Raw genomic sequence first — 16,431 nt, 5'->3', positions numbered from 1 at the left:
CCCGTATCACCCGGTTTCAGTCATGTAGCTCGGTCAGCTGCACCTGCTCCGGCCGTGCTTCGCGGCTGATCAATACCACCGCGGCCAGAATCAGCGCGCCGCCCACGGCCTGGCTCCAGCCCAGCTGCTCGCCCAGCAATAGCCAGGCCAGCAGGATGGTGACCACCGGCTCAGCGGTGGAAATCAGCGAGGCCTGGGTGGCCCCGGTACGCGCCAGGCCGGACAGGAACAGCGCCAGCGCCGCCACCGTGCCAAAACAGGCAATGCCCAAGACCGCCAGCCAGCCGTGCAGGCTGGCCGGGCCATGAAAACCGGTGATGCCCAGATAGATGCCATAGCAAGTGGCCGCGGAAAACACCACCACGCAAGCCGAAGTCAGTGGATCACATGCGCTGGTATAGCGGCTGCCGGCCAGGATATACAGCGAATAGATCAGCGCCGAGGCCAGCCCCAGCAGCAGGCCCAGTGGCTGGGCCGACAGTTCCAGGCCGATGGTGATGGTCAGGCCGCCCAGCGCCAGCAGCAGGGCCAGCAGTCGGCGCGTGCTGAAGCGTTCGCCCAGCAGCAGGGTGGACAGCACCAGCACGATGGCCGGGAACAGGTAGAGCAGCAAGGCGATAGTGCCGGCACTGGCATAGTGCAGGCCGGAAAAATAGCAGGCCGCCATGCCGGCATAACCCAGGCTGCCCATGCCCATCAGCACCAGCAGGGCGCGGCCGCGTGGCCAGGGCAGCTTTTTCCAGAATACCCATGGCAAGAGCAAGAGCCCGGCCAGGAAAAAGCGCAGGAACAGCAGGCTGGCGGTGGACACGCCGTCGGCATAGGCAAAGCGCGCCAGGATGGCCATGCTGCCAAAACCGATGGCGGAAAGCAGGATCTTGAACTGGGCCAGCGTCAGGGCGCTGCGTGGGGAGGGGGCAGGTGAAGACACAATACGGCCAAAGAATGGGTAAAGCCATATTGATAACCCAAATTCACTTGCTTGTCATGACCAATGCACCGGGCTGGTGCAAGCAGGGCAATAGCCGTCGGGGATGACGGATATTGCCCTTGCGCTGTTTGGTGCCGTGTTGTTGTCAGCGCCAGGGCGCGGCGCGCAACAGCTTGACGGCCTGTTCGGCGGATTTCGGTGCGGTCTTCTCCACGCACAGGTCTTCGCGCAGGGTGCGGCGCGCCTTGTCGTCGTAGGCAATCTTGCGCCAGTCGGCACGCATGGATTCGATCCAGCGCTTGTTGATGCTGTCGCCAAAGGCGTAGCTGCGATACGTACCCTCGGCGCACTGTATGCCTTCCACGCTCAGGTTTTCCGCACCGGACGGGCTTTGCACGCGCAGAATCAGCCGGATCACGCCATCTTCACCCACCGTCATGCTCTTGCTGTCGGCAAAGTATTTGTTGGCTACTTCCGGGCCGACATAAAAGCCGATCCAGTCCGGTGCTGCCGGATAGTCGGGGATGCTGAACTTGCCTTCGGCCCATGGCTGAACATCGTCCAGCGCGTAATTGGTATTGTTGAAGCTTTTGCTGTATTCGCTGGCCTGGGCGTTCAGCGCCAGCAGCAGTCCGGCCACGGCCAGACCATATCGGGACAATTTCAAGCACGTCTCCTGCTTCAAAGCTTGGCCGGGTGTTGTACCTGCCCCGGCCGGATGGTGTAACGGCGGCGGCCGGCTTCGCGGCCGGCCAGCCCCCAGGAAAGTTCGGACAAGCTTACATCACCGCGTGCGGATACGTTGAGCAGCATGGAAGAGCGGGTGCCGTAGTCGCGGCCCTGAATGAATACCGGCGACAAGACTTTTTCCAGTGCCAGTCCCACCCCGGTATTCGGCAATTGGCCGGGTCCGGCGGCGGTGGCATCGGCCAGCCAGGCAAAGGCTTGCTCTTCGGTGGGCGGACGGCGCAGGCCGCGCAGATGCTCGGCCAGCCGTTCGCTCTTGAACCAGGGCGTGTCCAGCGTGGCATTGGACAGGGTGTGTATGCCGGGTGTCACGCGGGCGATGCGGGCGCCGCGGCTGTGAAAGTGGAACAGGTCGTCCACCTTGCCGTACAGCAGGTTGAACGGCGCATAGTGCTGGTGGTTGTCGCGCAGCCAGTCGGCAAAGGCAAACGGGTCGTCATCACCGGTGACAAAGCGCTGCACCAGCTCGCCACGCGAGCGCTCGCCGCTCTTGCCATAGCCTTCGCGAAAATTGGTCAGCGCAGCAAAGCGGCCACGGCCATCCACCATCAGCCAGCTGCCACCCGCCTGCAGGTCACGCCCGCCCAGGGTGTCGGTAAAGCCATCCCACCAGTCCAGCGCTGCGGACGGGCGGGCGTAGTATTCGTCGCGGTTGGCCAGCAAAACCAGCTGGCCCAGGCCGGGCATCTTGTAGGCAAAGGCAATCACGCACATGGCGGGTGTCCCGATTTTGGGGGGCTTGACGAGTGGCGTACACTAAGCGGATACAGAGCCGGTAGAATACCGCCTCCGATTGGCATTGTAACGTAAGACTGAGCGAAACCCCCATGACTCCCGACCGCCTGATTGACCTGTCCGGCCTGAACTGCCCCTTGCCCATCCTGCGTGCCAAGAAGGCACTGGCGGAAATGGACAGCGGCACGGTGCTGGAAGTGATTGCCACCGATCCCGGTGCGCCCAAGGATTTCGAGGCCTTCTGCCGCCAGACCGGCAATGCCTTGCTGGAGTCCACCACCACGGCGGCAGGCAAGTTCCGCATGGTGTTGCGCCGCAAATGATGTGGGCGGCGGCGCACCCGGTCGGTGGCCGCCTGCCTGTCCTGATCCCGATAGCCCAGCGATAGAGCGAAACCGCATGCAGACCCTTACCCTCATCCGTCCCGACGACTGGCACTTGCACCTGCGCGATGGCGCAGCCCTGGCGGCCGTGCTGCCCGACACCGCGCGCCAGATGGGCCGCGCCATCATCATGCCCAATCTGAAGCCGCCGGTGACCACGGTGGAAGCTGCTGCTGCCTACCGTGAGCGCATTCTGGCCGCACTGCCGGCCGGCAGCCGTTTCGAGCCGCTGATGACGCTTTATCTCACCGACAACACCAGTGCCGAGGAAGTGCGCAAGGCGCGCGCCAGTGGTTTCGTGCATGGCATCAAGCTGTATCCGGCCGGTGCCACCACCAATTCAGACTTTGGCGTCAGCAGCATCGACAAGGCCATGCCGGCACTGGAAGCCATGGCCGACTGCGGCATGCCGCTGCTGGTGCATGGCGAAGTGACCGATCCGGCCATCGACATCTTCGACCGCGAAGCGGTGTTCATCGAACAGGTATTCCAGCCGCTGCTGGCGCGCCTGCCGTCGCTGCGCGTGGTGTTCGAACACATCACCACCAAGGATGCCGCCGAATACGTGGCCAGCGCGCCGGATAACATTGCCGCCACCATTACCGCCCATCACCTGCTGATGAACCGCAATGCCATTTTTGTGGGCGGCATTCGCCCGCATCACTATTGCCTGCCGGTACTCAAGCGCGAGCTGCACCGCCAGGCGCTGCTCAAGGCCGCGACATCCGGTTCGGCCAAGTTCTTCCTCGGCACCGACAGCGCACCGCATGCCCGTCACGCCAAGGAAGCCGCCTGTGGCTGTGCCGGCATGTATACCGCCAATGCCGCCATCGAGCTGTATGCCGAAGCCTTTGAAGCCGCCGGGGCGCTGGACCAGCTGCAAGCCTTTGCCAGCCTGAATGGCCCGGCTTTCTACGGCCTGGCCCCCAATGCCGACACCATCACCCTGGTCAAGGAAAGCTGGACCGTGCCGGCCGAACTGAGCTATGGCGATGATGTGCTGGTGCCGCTGCGTGCCGGCGAAGCCATTCACTGGCGCATGCAAGACTGAAGCCGACCGGCTGCTCCTGCTGATGAAAGCTCCCTGCGGGGAGCTTTTTTCATGGTTTTTTCGCCTGGTATTGTCGGGCAATCCAACGCCTTGCCGGCGAATGGCCGCGGTTTGCCATGGCATGCCGTAGTGGTCGGGAGCCTTTTACCGTGGGCAATCCGGCAGTATTCAGCTTGTTATCGTACTGATATTTAGTCTCAGTCAACGGCTGATTAATATGCTGCCGGCCTGAATGGGCAAATGAAAGTCGCGGCTGGCGCCATATCTGCCGCTTAAATCAGTCCATGCATGCAAGATAATAATACCTGCCAATATAATTACTCATGGCAGGGGTGGTAAATTTTGTGGTTCAGCCGAAAATCCTGTGAAAAATTGCTGGCAAAAGCGCTAACGTCGTTGAAATGACACGGGTTTTGCAAAACGCTTGTCATATTGTTCTGATTCACACTTGAAGAATTGAAAAACGCTGGCGCATAATGGCCCGGCCCGTTTCGGACAGTTAATCGGGAAGTTCCGGACATAATTCGGATAAAAGAATTTGCGCACCCGCAATAAGCGGGGCTCTACAGAACAGGAGAATAGGCGAATGTCACACAATAAATCGCTGCGCGTGGCCGCGGCAGCCGTAGCCCTGGCACTGGCTGGTACGACCGGTTTCGCCATGGCCGCCCAGGTGCCGGCTGGCGTCAAGCTGGCTGCCAAGCAGGAGCTGACCCGCAACACCGGTTCCGAGCCGGAGTCGCTCGATCCGGTACTGGCCGAATCGGTACCGGCCAACACCATTACCGCCGACCTGTTTGAAGGCCTGACCGCCACCGACAGCTTTGGCAAGGTGGTGCCGGGCGTGGCCGAGTCCTGGAAGCAGACCAGCCCCACCACCTGGGTATTCAAGCTGCGCAAGAATGCCAAGTGGTCGGATGGTTCCGCGGTGACCGCAAGCGATTTCGTGTATGGCTGGCAGCGTTTTGTCGAGCCCAAGACCGCCTCTCCCTATGCCTCCACCTATGGCATCTTCATCCTGAACGGCAAGGAAATCACCGAAGGCAAGAAGCCCGCTTCTGCCCTGGGCGTGAAGGCCGTGGACAAGTACACGCTGGAAGTGCAAACCCCCTACCCGGTACCGTTCATGCCGTCGCTGGTGGCCAATACCCAGCTGGCACCGCTGCCCAAGGCCACCATCGACAAGTTTGGCAAGGACTGGACCAAGCCGGGCAAGATGGTCTCCAACGGCGCTTTTGCGCTGAAGGACTGGCAGGTCAACAGCAAGGTGGTGGTGGAAAAGAACCCGCAGTACTGGGATCTGAAGAATGTGCAGCTGGGCAAGATCACCTATCTGCCGATCGAAGACCACAATGCCGATGTGAAGCTGTATGAATCCGGCGAAAACGACTGGGTGCTGGAACTGCCGTCCGGCACTTACGACAAGTACAAGACCCAGTATCCGAAGGAAATCCGCAATGCGCCCTTCCTGGGCCTGCGTTACTACTCGCTGAACAACAAGGACCCGCTGCTCAAGGACGTGCGCGTGCGCAAGGCCCTGTCCATGGTGATCGACCGTGACATCCTGGCCAAGAAAGTGACCGCCGACGGCCAGGCTCCGGCCTACAGCGCCATCGTGGCCGGCACTGCCGGTGCCGATGTCACCAGCTACGACTGGGCAAAATGGCCGATGGCCAAGCGGGTGGAAGAGGCCAAGAAGCTGCTGGCCGAAGCGGGCGTGAAGCCCGGCACCAAGCTGAAGTTTGCCTACAACACCAGTGACTACCACAAGAAGATGGCCATCTTTGCCGCTTCCGAATGGAAATCCAAGCTGGGCCTGAATACCGAGCTGGAAAGCCTGGAATTCAAGGTGCTGCTGAAGAAGCGTCACGATGCCGACTACCAGATCGCCCGCAATGGCTGGGTAGCCGACTACAACGACGCCACCACCTTCCTGGCGCTGGTGCAGTGTGACAACGACCAGAACGACAACAAGAACTGCAATGCCAAGGCCGAAGCCCTGATCAAGCAGGGTAGCGATACCACCGATCAGGCCAAGCGCAAGCAGCTGTTCACCCAGGCTGTGAAGATGATCATGGATGACTATCCGATGATCCCGCTGCTGCAATACACCGCACCGCGTCTGGTGAAGTCCTATGTGGGTGGCTACGGCAAGAACCCGATGGACCGCTACCGCGGCAAGGACCTCTACATCATCCAGCACTAAGCCTTGCGCTTGACTGAGTGATGCAAGAGGAGGGGGCTGCGGCCCCCGGTTGAACAGAGGCCGGATGTCCGCCAGACGGACATCCGGCTTGTGATGTAGAGCATCATGCCGGAGCTTCGCCCTGCAGGCGCGTTGACCAGACGTGCGCCCTGCCGGCGGCTGCCCCTGGCTGGAGTATCCCCATGTGGTCCTATACTTTCCGACGCGTGCTGGCCACCATTCCCACGCTGCTGGCCGTCATTACCGTTTGCTATCTGCTGCTGCACCTGACGCCGGGCGGCCCCTTTGACGGGGAGCGCAAGGTGTCTGCCGCGGTGCTGGCCAATCTGCAGGCCAAATACCATCTCGACCTGCCCTTGTGGCAGCAATACCTGTATTACATCAAGAGCCTGTTGCAGGGCGACCTGGGCGCTTCCTTCCGCTATGCCGACTGGAGCGTGAACGATCTGGTGGGCAAGGCCCTGCCGGTATCGGCGGCCATCGGTGGTGGTGCCATCGTCATTTCGCTGTTTATCGGCGTGGCGCTGGGCATTGTCGCCGCACTGCGCCAGAACAGCCTGATCGATTACTTCGTCATGCTGCTGGGCAATATCGGCGGTGCCTTTCCGTCCTTCGTGCTGGGTCCGGTGCTGGTGATGGTGTTTGCCATTGGCCTGGAATGGCTGCCGGCCGGCGGCTGGGATGATTTCTCGCTGCGCTACATGGTGTTGCCGATTGCCCTGCTGGTGTTCATCAACATCTCCACCATCGGCCGCGTGATGCGCGGCAGCATGATCGAGGTGCTGGGCAGCAATTTCATCCGTACCGCCCGCGCCAAGGGCTTGCCCATGCGCACCATCGTGCTGCGCCATGCGCTCAAGCCGGCGCTGATGCCGGTGGTGTCGGTGATCGGCCCGCTGGCCATTTCCTCGATTACCGCTGCCGTGGTTACCGAAACCGTGTTCGGCCTGCCTGGCCTTGGCAAGCTCATCGTCAATGGCGCCGCCAACCGCGACTACACCCTGGTGCTGGGGCTGGTGGTGCTGGTGACGGTGATTACCGTTGTTCTCAACCTGCTCGTGGATCTGGCCTATGCGCTGCTGGACCCGAAGATTCGCTACTGAGCGGGAGGAAGCAATCATGATGCAAAGCAAACAGAAAGCCATGACGGCTGCGCTGGACAATGGCCTCGCCGATGCCGCCGTGGAAGGCCGCAGCCTGTGGCGCGACGCGCGCCTGCGCTTTTTCCGCAACAAGGCCGCCGTGCTCAGCCTGATCGTGCTGGCCTTTATCACCCTGGCCTGTGTGTTCGGGCCGATGGTGTTGCCGCACACTTATGAAGACACCGACTGGGACGCCATGGGCATCGCCCCGACGCTGGCCAATACCCACTGGTTCGGCACCGATGCGCTGGGCCGCGACCTGCTGGTGCGCTGCCTGATCGGCGGACGCATTTCGCTGATGGTGGGCGCGCTGGCCACCATCGCCTCGGTGGCGCTGGGCATCGTCTGGGGTGCCACTGCCGGCTTCATGGGCGGCAAGGTGGACGCGCTGATGATGCGCGTCGTCGACATGATGTATGCCGTGCCCTACCTGCTGATTGCCATCCTGATGGTGACCCTGCTGGGCCGCGACTTCTACCTGGTGGTGCTCACCATTACCGTGTTCTCGTGGATGGACATGGCACGGGTGGTGCGCGGCCAGACGCTGGCAATCAAGTCCAAGGAATATGTCGAGGCCGCCCACGCCATCGGCGTGTCCACTCCCAAGATCATCTTCCGCCACATCGTGCCCAATCTGCTGGGCATCGTGGTGATCTACACCACCGTTACCGTGCCGGGCGTGATCCTTACCGAATCGGTGCTGTCCTTCCTGGGCCTGGGGGTGCAGGAGCCGATGACCAGCTGGGGGGTGCTGATTCAGGACGGTGCCGGCGTGATGGATGCCAGTCCGTGGATTCTGCTGTTCCCGGCCGGCCTGCTGTCGGTCACCTTGTACTGCGCCAACTATATCGGCGACGGCCTGCGCGATGCGCTCGATCCGAAAGATCGTTGAGGTAGCAACAGATGAGTCTATTGAAAGTAAGTAATCTGGGCGTGCAGTTCCAGACCAACGACGGTGTGGTCAGTGCCGTCAACGGCGTCAGCTTCGAGCTGGAAAAAGGCCAGACCCTGGGCATCGTCGGCGAATCCGGTTCCGGCAAGAGCCAGACCGTGCTGGCCGTGATGGGCCTGCTGGCCAAGAACGGCAAAACCACTGGCGAGGCGCTGTACCAGGGCCAGAACCTGCTGGCCATGAGCCCGGCCGAACTCAACCGCATCCGCGGCGACCGGCTGGCGATGATCTTCCAGGACCCGATGACCTCGCTCAATCCCTATCTGACGGTAGAACGCCAGATGACCGAGGTGCTGGAGCTGCACAAGGGCATTAGCCGCCGTGACGCCAAAAAGCGCGCCATCGAGCTGCTGGATGCCGTGCGTATTCCGGAAGCCGCCCGCCGCATCAATATGTATCCGCACGAATTCTCCGGCGGCATGCGCCAGCGGGTGATGATTGCCATGGCCCTGCTGTGCGAACCGGAAGTGCTGATTGCCGACGAACCGACCACCGCGCTGGACGTGACGGTACAGGCGCAGATCCTCACCCTGCTCAAAGACCTGCAGCGTGATTTCGGCACCTCCATCGTCATGATTACCCACGATCTGGGCGTGGTGGCCGGGCTGTGCGAAAAAGTGATGGTGATGTATGGCGGTCGCGCCATGGAGTATGGCAGCGCCGACAATATCTTCTATCAGCCCAGCCATCCCTACACCATCGGCCTGCTCGGCGCCTTGCCGCGGCTGGATCACGATGGCAGCGAGCTGGTGAGCATTCCGGGCAATCCGCCCAATATGGCCAGAATGCCCAAGGGCTGCCCGTTCTCCGAGCGTTGCACCCATGCCAGCAGCCGCTGTGCCAACGAACTGCCGGCACTGGCTGCCAGCAGCGTCAATCCGCAGGTGCTGCGCGCCTGTCACAAACCGGCAGACGAATTGCAGCAGGCAGCACAGGAGGTGGCCCATGTCTGAACAAAGCAAGCAGCCGATTCTGTCGGTACGCGATGTCAAGGTGCACTTCCAGGTGAAGGGCGACGGCAAGTGGCCGTGGAGTGCCAAACGCACGCTGAAGGCGGTGGACGGGGTCAGCTTTGACCTGTATGCCGGCGAAACCCTGGGCGTGGTGGGCGAGTCCGGCTGTGGCAAGTCCACCCTGTCACGCGCCATCCTCAACCTGATTCCGGCCACCGCGGGCGAGATCGTGTGGATGGGCAAGGACCTGACCCGTGGCACGGACAAGGACTGGCACGCGGTGCGCAAGGATATCCAGATGATCTTCCAGGATCCGCTGGCCTCGCTCAACCCGCGCATGACGGTGGCGCACATCATTGGCGAGCCGCTGCGCGTGCACAAGCCGGAGCTGTCGGAAGCCGAGGTGATGAAGCGGGTACGCGCCATGATGGCGCGGGTGGGCCTGCGCGAGCAGATGATCAACCGCTATCCGCACGAGTTCTCCGGCGGCCAGTGCCAGCGTATCGGCATCGCCCGCGCGCTGATTCTGGAACCCAAGCTGATCATCTGCGACGAGCCGGTGTCGGCACTGGACGTGTCGATCCAGGCGCAGATCATCAATCTGCTGAAAGAGCTGCAACGCGAGATGGGGCTGGCGCTGATCTTCATCGCCCACGATCTGGCGGTGGTCAAGCATATTTCCGACCGCATCCTGGTGATGTATCTGGGCCGCGAGATGGAACTGGCGCAAAAGCATGCCTTGTATGATGCGCCGGCGCATCCTTACACCCGTGCGCTGCTGTCGGCCATTCCCATCCCCGACCCGAAGCTGGAAAAGGGCAAGGTGATCCAGATCCTGCAAGGCGATCTGCCCAGCCCGATCAACCCGCCGTCCGGCTGCGTGTTCCGCACCCGCTGCCCGCAGGCCGAGGCGCGTTGCGGCACGGAGAAAATCCAGCTGCGCCGGATCAGTGAGCAGAGCCAGAGTTCCTGCCTGCTGGCTTGATTCGCTTCTGCAAAAACCAACGCCCGGCCTGTTGCCATGCCGGGCGTTTTTTATGGTCTGCCGGATGTTTCAGTTTTTCTTTTTCGCCTTGGCCAGCTGCTTCAAGGCATGCGACACCGCCACCAGGCCAAAGCTGGCGGTCACCACCATGCCCGCGCCAAAGCCGGCGCAGGACAGGCCCTGCGGGCCACGGCTGCTGTCGGCATCGCAGCTTTGCGTGTCGGGATAAACCAGCTGTTCGGTGGAGAACACGCAGGGAACCTGCAGCTTCTTGCCAGCATCACGCGGGAAACCGTGATAACGGCGCAAGTTGTAACGCAGCTTGGACAACAGCGGGTCGTAAGTCACTTCACCCAGGTCAGCCAGCTGGATCCTGGTCGGGTCCATCTGGCCACCGGCACCGCCGGACACGATAAAAGGCTGACGATGGCGCACGCACCAGGCCGCCATGGCGGTTTTCACCCGCAGATTGTCGATGCAGTCGATGATGAAGTCGAAGCCCTGGCCCAGCATGGCGTCCAGATTGTCTTCGGTAACGAAATCCTCGATTTCCTGCACCACGCAGGCCGGATTGATGGCGCCTACCCGCTCGGCCAGCGCCGTCACCTTGGCCATGCCGTAGTGCGGGTCCAGCGCCGGCAGCTGGCGGTTGGTGTTGGACTCGGCAATATTGTCCAGATCAATCAGTGTCAGGCGGCCGATTGCGCTACGGGCCAGCGCCTCCACCGCCCAGGACCCCACGCCGCCCACGCCGACCACGCAGACATGAGCCTGCTGGAAACGGCTTAGCGCCTCTGCGCCATACAGGCGGGCAATACCGCCAAAGCGGCGTTCAAGATCAGCATCGTGCGACATCGGGACATCCGGTACGGAAAAACGGCCAAGCATAACCAAGCCGGGGCCGGCTGACCAGCGCTGTGGCAGAAAAACGGCTGCGTCCTGCCTGCAACAGTGCACAGTGGCAGCTGCTGAACAAGCAGCTGATTTATTGGAACTTTCCCCGGCCTTGCCTATCCTTGTCTGTGGGCCTGTCAAGAATGCATGTCGGCATTCCTCTGATCCGGGCCAGCCTGTGTGATCTCAAGGGAGTTCCCCATGAAGCACCCGCGTTTCGATATCGATCTGGACAAGCATTACAACGCCACCGTGGTGATTGCCTGCGTGGCCTGCGGTCATGAAAACCGCCATCATCTGAAAGCCCTGTCCCCCGACCATACCCTGCGCTGCCAGTGCGGCAGTGATATCTCGATGAACAGCACGGCCATGCTGGCCGCCCAGCGCCGCGTCAGCGAACTGAAGCAGGCATATCGAATACCCTGATGGAGTGATTCCCACAACCCGCGCAATACCCCCGGCAACCCGTTTGCTGGCACAATCAGGCAGGGCCTGATTCATCATTTTCCCCATGCGGCGGCCTTCTGGCCGCCGCTTTCATTTGCAGGAGCACAGCATGCAGTGGATTGATATGCGCAGCGATACCGTCACCCAACCCACCCAGGCCATGCGCCACGCCATGGCCCACGCCGTGGTGGGCGACGATGTCTATGGCGACGACCCGACCGTGGTCGAACTGGAAACCCTGGCAGCCCGTCTGCTGGGCAAGCAAGCCGCGCTGTTTGTGCCCACCGGCAATTTTGGCAACCAGCTGGCCATTTTCACTCACTGCCAGCGTGGCAACGAGGTGATTCTGGGCGACGACTGCCATATCGTCTGGCATGAAACCGGCGGTGCTGCGGTGATCGGCGGGGTACAGCTGCGCACCATCGCCAGCAACAAGGGGGTGCTGGACCCGGACGAAATCGAAGCGCGCATCCGGGTCGGGCAGGATGTGCATTGGCCCAAAACCGGGCTGATCTGCCTGGAAAACGCCCACAGCAATGGCCGGGTGATTCCACTGGACATCATGCAGCGCACCGCCGACATGGCCCGCCGCCACGGTGTGCCGGTGCATCTGGATGGTGCGCGCGTGTTCAATGCCGCGACGTATCTGGGCTGCAATGTGCAGGACATCACCCGTCATGCCGATACGGTGATGTGCTGTCTGTCCAAGGGCCTGGCCGCACCAGTCGGTTCCATCCTGGCCGGTTCGGCCGAATTCATTGCCCGCGCCCGCTACAATCGCAAGCTGCTGGGCGGTGGCTGGCGTCAGGCCGGCGTGCTGGCGGCACCCGGCCTGCTGGCGCTGACCGAGATGACGCAACGCCTGGCGGAAGACCATGCCAATGCCCGCTATCTGGCCGAGCAGCTGGCTGGCATGCCGTGTATTGAAGTCGATCTGGATGATGTGCACATCAATATGGTGTGGTTCCGTTTTCTGGCCGATATTGATGTCAGCGAACTGATGGCCGCGCTGGCCGCGGCCGGCATCAAGGTTAACCCGCCCGAGGCCGGGCGCATGCGGCTGGTGACACACTGGCAGGTCGGTCGTGAAGCCATTGACCGCGTGCTGGAGGTGTTTCAGCGGGTGTTGAGCGACTGAGCAGTCGCGCCGGGTGCGGCTGGCGAAACAGGAGGGGCGAGATGAAAAGCGTATTGATCTGCTTGCTGGCATTGTGTTGTGGCCGGGCGCTGGCCGATGAACAGATGCTCACGCTCAGCACCCGTCCCGGCGTGACGCAGCGGCTGTTGTTGCTGGAGCCGCCCGGCCAGCCGCTGGCCAGCCTGATCCTGTTCACCGGAGGCGAGGGCACGCTGAAACTGAGCGATGGCGGCCAGCTGCGCGCCGGTGCCGGCAATTTTCTGGTCAGGACCCGCCAGCGCGGGGCCGGGCAGGGTTTCCAGGTGGCGGTGGTGGATGCGCCGTCCGACCATCCGGACAATATCAGCCGTAACGATTTTCGCAGCAGCGCCGAGCATGCGGCAGACATGGCGGTGGTGATCGATGAGCTGCGCCGCCGGGCGGATGTCCCGGTATGGCTGGTGGGTACCAGCCGTGGCACCACCTCGGCGGCGGCCATCGGCATCCGTCTGCAAACGCGTGTGGCCGGGCTGGTGTTGACCTCCACCATCAATCACGACCGGGGCAATGTCGCGGCCATGGATTTGTCACAGCTCACCCTGCCGGTCCTGCTGGTGCAACACCGGCATGACCAGTGCAAGGAAAGCCTGCCGGCCAATGTGCAGCCGGTACTGGACGGGCTGCTCAAGGCCAGGCCGCGCGCCCTGCTGGAGTTTGATGGTGGACAGGACCGGGGCGACCCCTGTCAGGCCTGGGCCGCACACGGCTATAACGGCATAGAGGATGAAGTCATCAGCCAGGTCGCGGCCTGGATCAAACAGCATCAGCCCTGAGCTTGGCCTGGCCGTCGTCATCCGTGGACGAGCAATCGGCAGTCATGCACAGGGCTGGTCATGGTGTGTTCAGTCGTACACCACGGTAACGATGGCCTTGGCCGGGCTGACCGTCAGCGTGGTGCTGGTCATGGATGCCGGGATATAGCGCGAGACCCGCACCGACTGGGTTGCCGCCGGGCCGGCACAGCTGGGATTGGCCGCGGCCGTACGGGCCATTTTGTAATTGGCCGGGTGCTGGGCGTAGTTCATCCAGGTTTCAGCCGGGATGACGCAGGGTGTATTGACGATGGCGCCACGAAAAGTAATGGTGCCACTGCTGGCCGAGGCAGCATGGCTGAATAACAGGGCAAGCAGGCTGCAGGCAATCAGAATGTTTTTCATGATTTTTCCAATACTTTAAGTAAATAGATAGATATATAAAGAAATTTCTGAACGATTTATAGGAAAATAATCAAATTACCGCCAGCTATTGATTGTTTGTGTTTTCCTATAAATTCTTTTATTCGTTCATATCAAAAACGCGGCTTTAGGTTTTGTATTTACAAAGACGCTGTTATTTGACATCGATGGCTTAATAATTAGAGCGTAAATAGGGCTGATGTGTTGACCCTTTTGCAAGAAATAGAGTTTTTGCACGGAAAATGCCGTACTAAAGGATTGTTTTTCGCCGCCATGCTGTCGCGTGTTTGATTCATGCCGGCCAGGTGTCGGTGCTAAGCTGTGCGCCTGTTAGCATTTCTGGTTCTGTCATGTCCCACCTTCCCGATCCCCATCAGTGGCTGGAAAGCCTCGACGACCCTGCAGTCCTGCAATGGGTTGCTGCGCAAAACAGCCGTACCCAGGCCCTGCTGGATGCCGATGCGCGCTATGCCCCGCTGCAGCGCGACATCCTGGCCCACCTGCGCGATACGCGGCAGATTCCCTTCTTTTCCGAGCACGCCGGCTGGCTGTACAACTTCCATCAGGACGAACACCACCCGCGTGGCATTTACCGCCGCAGCACGCTGGCGGCTTACCGTGCAGGTAGCCAGCAGTGGCAGACGGTGCTGGACGTGGATGCGCTGGCGGCGGAGGCTGGCAAGGACTGGTATCTGGATGGCGTGGCGCATTGCACGGTCGCCCCGACGCGGGTGCTGGTGCACTTGAGCGAAGGGGGCGGTGATGCCAGCCTGGCCTGGGAATACGATCTGGAGGTCGCGGCCTGGGTGGAACAGGGCCTGCGCTTTCCCAAGGGCAAGAACCATATCGCCTGGCGCGATCCGGACAGCGTGCTGGTCTGCCCGGGCTGGCAGGGCGCACCGCTGACCCGCTCCGGTTATCCCTGCGAGGTATGGCTGGTGGAGCGGGCGGCCGATGGCCAGCATCAATGGCAGCAGCTGTTTGTTGCCCCCAAGGGGGCGATGATGGTGGCGGCCTGGCGCTATCTGGATGGCACGGACGGCGTCCTCGACCTGATCGAAGCGGCCGACGGCTTTTACAGCAAGACCTATCATCTGATCGATGCCGAGCTGCAAACCCGACCGCTGCCGCTGCCGGCCCGAGCGGATATCGAGGGCTATCTGCATGGCCAGTTCATCGTCAAGCTGGCAGAAGACTGGTCGTGGCAGGGCGTGCTCCATCTGGCCGGCAGCCTGCTGGCGGTGCCGCTGGACCACTTGCTGGGCGGTGATGGCAGGGTGCAGTGCCTGGTGCAGCCGGCGCCGCGGCTGGCCATCGAGTCGGTGGAAACCACCCGCAGCAGCGTGGTGGTAAACCTGATCGACAATGTGCGCAGCCGTCTGCTGGCCTTTGACCTGCATGGCGCGCAGTGGCAGCCGCGCAGCCTGCCGGTGCCGGATTCCGGGGTGATCGAGTTTGCCGACCAGCCCTGGGACAGCGAAGTGCTGTGTTATAGCTTCAGCGATTTTCTCAATCCCACCGGCCTGTACCGGCTGGATGTGGCCAGTGGCCAGCAGGAATGCCTGCGTCAGCAGCCCGCCGCCTTCGATGCCAGCCGTTTTGTCGCCGAGCAATGCTGGGCGACGGCACCGGACGGAGTGGCCATTCCCTATTTCGTGGTACGTGCCCGCGATATGGTGCCGGATGGCAGCACGCCCACCTTGCTGTATGGCTATGGCGGTTTCGAAGTGCCGATGATGCCCTACTACGTGGAAAACTTTGGCGCACACTGGCTGGAAAAGGGTGGAGCTTTCGTGCTGGCCTGCATCCGTGGCGGTGGCGAATTCGGCCCCGCCTGGCATCAGGCTGCGCAAGGCGTGAAGCGCCCGGTTTCCTTTGATGACTTCTGCGCCGTGGCCGAAGCGCTGATGGCCAGCGGCCTCACTAGCCCGGACAAGCTGGGTATCGAAGGCGGCAGCAATGGCGGCTTGCTGGTGGCCGCCTGCATGCTGCGCCGACCCGAGCTGTTCAAGGCCGTGGTGTGCGAAGTGCCGCTGCTGGACATGCTGCGCTACACCGAGCTGCTGGCCGGTGCCAGCTGGATAGACGAATACGGCGATCCGGCCAATCCGGAGGAGGCCGCCGCGCTGGCCGCCTACTCGCCTTATCACCAGATCAAGCCAGGGGCGACCTATCCGCTGGCGCTGTTTACCACCAGTGCGCACGACGACCGGGTACACCCCGGCCATGCCCGCAAGATGGTGGCGCGCCTGCAGGAACTGGGCCACGCGGCACTGCTGATCGAAACAGCTGCCGGCGGCCATACCGGCAATGCCGGTCAGCAACAGACGGCCGAGGAACTTGCGCGGGTGCTGGTGTATCTGTACCAGCAACTGATGGACTGAAGCCATCGTCATCCTGCGCCGGTGGTGCTAGTCTGAACGCCTTGCCACCCCGCGGAGTGCTGCCCGTGATCACCCTGTATGTGTTTGGCCCGGCCTTTGGCTTGCCCGATGCCAGCCCCTTTGTCATCAAGGCCGAAATGCTGCTCAAGCTGTCCGGACTGCCATATCGCAAGCAGCCCGGCAGCATGCGCCGGGCGCCCAAGGGCAAGCTGCCTTATCTTGATGACGATGACCGGCGCGTGCCGGACTCCACGCTGATCCGCCTTTAT

17 protein-coding genes are annotated in these 16,431 nt (G+C 61.9%); 12 read left to right on the top strand and 5 right to left on the bottom strand.

The features are described from left to right. Positions 1-16: 16 nt before the first annotated feature. The 3 genes from JHD64_RS15145 to JHD64_RS15135 form a co-directional block, all read right to left on the bottom strand. A complete protein-coding gene (locus JHD64_RS15145; protein WP_059285659.1) occupies positions 17-931 on the bottom strand; it encodes a DMT family transporter in 915 nt (304 codons plus the stop codon). Between the two features lie 145 nt (positions 932-1,076). After that, the gene (locus JHD64_RS15140; RefSeq protein WP_199053889.1) at positions 1,077-1,598 is read right to left on the bottom strand and encodes a CNP1-like family protein; all 522 of its coding nucleotides are present in this window, start codon (positions 1,596-1,598) and stop codon (positions 1,077-1,079) included. A 14-nt stretch (positions 1,599-1,612) separates the two neighbouring features. Then, positions 1,613-2,392 (bottom strand): NRDE family protein, encoded by a 780-nt coding sequence (locus JHD64_RS15135; protein ID WP_059285661.1) that lies wholly within the window; start codon positions 2,390-2,392, stop codon positions 1,613-1,615. A 113-nt stretch (positions 2,393-2,505) separates the two neighbouring features. On the opposite strand from JHD64_RS15135, the gene JHD64_RS15130 reads away from it, so the two are divergent. From JHD64_RS15130 to oppF, 7 genes are all read left to right on the top strand, one after another. Next, positions 2,506-2,736: a sulfurtransferase TusA family protein gene (locus JHD64_RS15130; RefSeq protein ID WP_059285662.1), complete on the top strand. Its 231-nt coding sequence runs from the start codon at positions 2,506-2,508 to the stop codon at positions 2,734-2,736. Positions 2,737-2,812: 76 nt separating this feature from the next. After that, positions 2,813-3,847, top strand: coding sequence for a dihydroorotase (pyrC, locus tag JHD64_RS15125; RefSeq protein ID WP_199053888.1), 1,035 nt, complete (start codon positions 2,813-2,815; stop codon positions 3,845-3,847). Positions 3,848-4,433: 586 nt separating this feature from the next. Then, entirely contained in the window at positions 4,434-6,053 is a 1,620-nt protein-coding gene (locus JHD64_RS15120) for a peptide ABC transporter substrate-binding protein (protein ID WP_110313048.1), read from the top strand. Positions 6,054-6,235: 182 nt separating this feature from the next. Continuing rightward, entirely contained in the window at positions 6,236-7,156 is a 921-nt protein-coding gene (oppB, locus tag JHD64_RS15115) for an oligopeptide ABC transporter permease OppB (RefSeq protein ID WP_059285663.1), read from the top strand. A gap of 16 nt (positions 7,157-7,172) precedes the next feature. Next, complete coding sequence (locus JHD64_RS15110) at positions 7,173-8,087, top strand: ABC transporter permease subunit (protein WP_199053887.1); 915 nt, start codon at positions 7,173-7,175, stop codon at positions 8,085-8,087. 11 nt (positions 8,088-8,098) lie between these two features. After that, on the top strand, positions 8,099-9,100 hold the full coding sequence (locus JHD64_RS15105; protein ID WP_199053886.1) for an oligopeptide/dipeptide ABC transporter ATP-binding protein: 1,002 nt from the start codon (positions 8,099-8,101) through the stop codon (positions 9,098-9,100). Then, positions 9,093-10,085, top strand: a complete 993-nt coding sequence (gene oppF, locus JHD64_RS15100; RefSeq protein ID WP_059285665.1) for a murein tripeptide/oligopeptide ABC transporter ATP binding protein OppF — start codon at positions 9,093-9,095, stop codon at positions 10,083-10,085. The genes JHD64_RS15105 and oppF overlap by 8 nt, the downstream gene beginning before the upstream one ends. Positions 10,086-10,154: 69 nt before the next feature. On the opposite strand, the gene tcdA is transcribed toward oppF, so the two are convergent. Continuing rightward, positions 10,155-10,940: a tRNA cyclic N6-threonylcarbamoyladenosine(37) synthase TcdA gene (tcdA, locus tag JHD64_RS15095; RefSeq protein WP_059285674.1), complete on the bottom strand. Its 786-nt coding sequence runs from the start codon at positions 10,938-10,940 to the stop codon at positions 10,155-10,157. 240 nt (positions 10,941-11,180) lie between these two features. On the opposite strand from tcdA, the gene JHD64_RS15090 reads away from it, so the two are divergent. From JHD64_RS15090 to JHD64_RS15080, 3 genes are all read left to right on the top strand, one after another. Further along, positions 11,181-11,405, top strand: a complete 225-nt coding sequence (locus tag JHD64_RS15090; RefSeq protein ID WP_059285666.1) for a hypothetical protein — start codon at positions 11,181-11,183, stop codon at positions 11,403-11,405. 130 nt (positions 11,406-11,535) lie between these two features. Beyond that, a complete protein-coding gene (gene ltaE, locus JHD64_RS15085) occupies positions 11,536-12,564 on the top strand; it encodes a low-specificity L-threonine aldolase (protein WP_199053884.1) in 1,029 nt (342 codons plus the stop codon). Between the two features lie 41 nt (positions 12,565-12,605). Then, positions 12,606-13,376 (top strand): alpha/beta hydrolase, encoded by a 771-nt coding sequence (locus tag JHD64_RS15080; protein WP_199053882.1) that lies wholly within the window; start codon positions 12,606-12,608, stop codon positions 13,374-13,376. 69 nt (positions 13,377-13,445) lie between these two features. On the opposite strand, the gene JHD64_RS15075 is transcribed toward JHD64_RS15080, so the two are convergent. Continuing rightward, positions 13,446-13,760: a fimbrial protein gene (locus JHD64_RS15075; RefSeq protein ID WP_082693386.1), complete on the bottom strand. Its 315-nt coding sequence runs from the start codon at positions 13,758-13,760 to the stop codon at positions 13,446-13,448. A 368-nt stretch (positions 13,761-14,128) separates the two neighbouring features. Between JHD64_RS15075 and JHD64_RS15070 the strand changes: the two genes are divergently transcribed. Next, positions 14,129-16,162, top strand: coding sequence for a prolyl oligopeptidase family protein (locus JHD64_RS15070; RefSeq protein ID WP_199053880.1), 2,034 nt, complete (start codon positions 14,129-14,131; stop codon positions 16,160-16,162). Positions 16,163-16,227: 65 nt separating this feature from the next. After that, on the top strand, positions 16,228-16,431 hold a 204-nt coding region (locus JHD64_RS15065), incomplete at its 3' end, for a glutathione S-transferase N-terminal domain-containing protein (RefSeq protein WP_199053878.1).

This window comes from Aquitalea sp. ASV15 (genome assembly GCF_016429115.1).
GTDB lineage: Bacteria > Pseudomonadota > Gammaproteobacteria > Burkholderiales > Chromobacteriaceae > Aquitalea > Aquitalea magnusonii.
This window is presented reverse-complemented; position numbering and strand designations above follow the sequence as displayed.

Bases quoted from the DNA above. Each gene is read 5' to 3' on its own strand.
- oppF (WP_059285665.1), top strand. From the start codon at position 9,093: ATGTCTGAACAAAGCAAGCAGCCGATTCTGTCGGTACGCGATGTCAAG.
- tcdA (WP_059285674.1), bottom strand. From the start codon at position 10,940: ATGTCGCACGATGCTGATCTTGAACGCCGCTTTGGCGGTATTGCCCGC.
- JHD64_RS15135 (WP_059285661.1), bottom strand. From the start codon at position 2,392: ATGTGCGTGATTGCCTTTGCCTACAAGATGCCCGGCCTGGGCCAGCTG.
- pyrC (WP_199053888.1), top strand. From the start codon at position 2,813: ATGCAGACCCTTACCCTCATCCGTCCCGACGACTGGCACTTGCACCTG.
- JHD64_RS15080 (WP_199053882.1), top strand. From the start codon at position 12,606: ATGAAAAGCGTATTGATCTGCTTGCTGGCATTGTGTTGTGGCCGGGCG.
- oppB (WP_059285663.1), top strand. From the start codon at position 6,236: ATGTGGTCCTATACTTTCCGACGCGTGCTGGCCACCATTCCCACGCTG.
- JHD64_RS15130 (WP_059285662.1), top strand. From the start codon at position 2,506: ATGACTCCCGACCGCCTGATTGACCTGTCCGGCCTGAACTGCCCCTTG.
- JHD64_RS15110 (WP_199053887.1), top strand. From the start codon at position 7,173: ATGATGCAAAGCAAACAGAAAGCCATGACGGCTGCGCTGGACAATGGC.
- JHD64_RS15120 (WP_110313048.1), top strand. From the start codon at position 4,434: ATGTCACACAATAAATCGCTGCGCGTGGCCGCGGCAGCCGTAGCCCTG.
- JHD64_RS15090 (WP_059285666.1), top strand. From the start codon at position 11,181: ATGAAGCACCCGCGTTTCGATATCGATCTGGACAAGCATTACAACGCC.
- ltaE (WP_199053884.1), top strand. From the start codon at position 11,536: ATGCAGTGGATTGATATGCGCAGCGATACCGTCACCCAACCCACCCAG.
- JHD64_RS15070 (WP_199053880.1), top strand. From the start codon at position 14,129: ATGTCCCACCTTCCCGATCCCCATCAGTGGCTGGAAAGCCTCGACGAC.
- JHD64_RS15105 (WP_199053886.1), top strand. From the start codon at position 8,099: ATGAGTCTATTGAAAGTAAGTAATCTGGGCGTGCAGTTCCAGACCAAC.
- JHD64_RS15075 (WP_082693386.1), bottom strand. From the start codon at position 13,760: ATGAAAAACATTCTGATTGCCTGCAGCCTGCTTGCCCTGTTATTCAGC.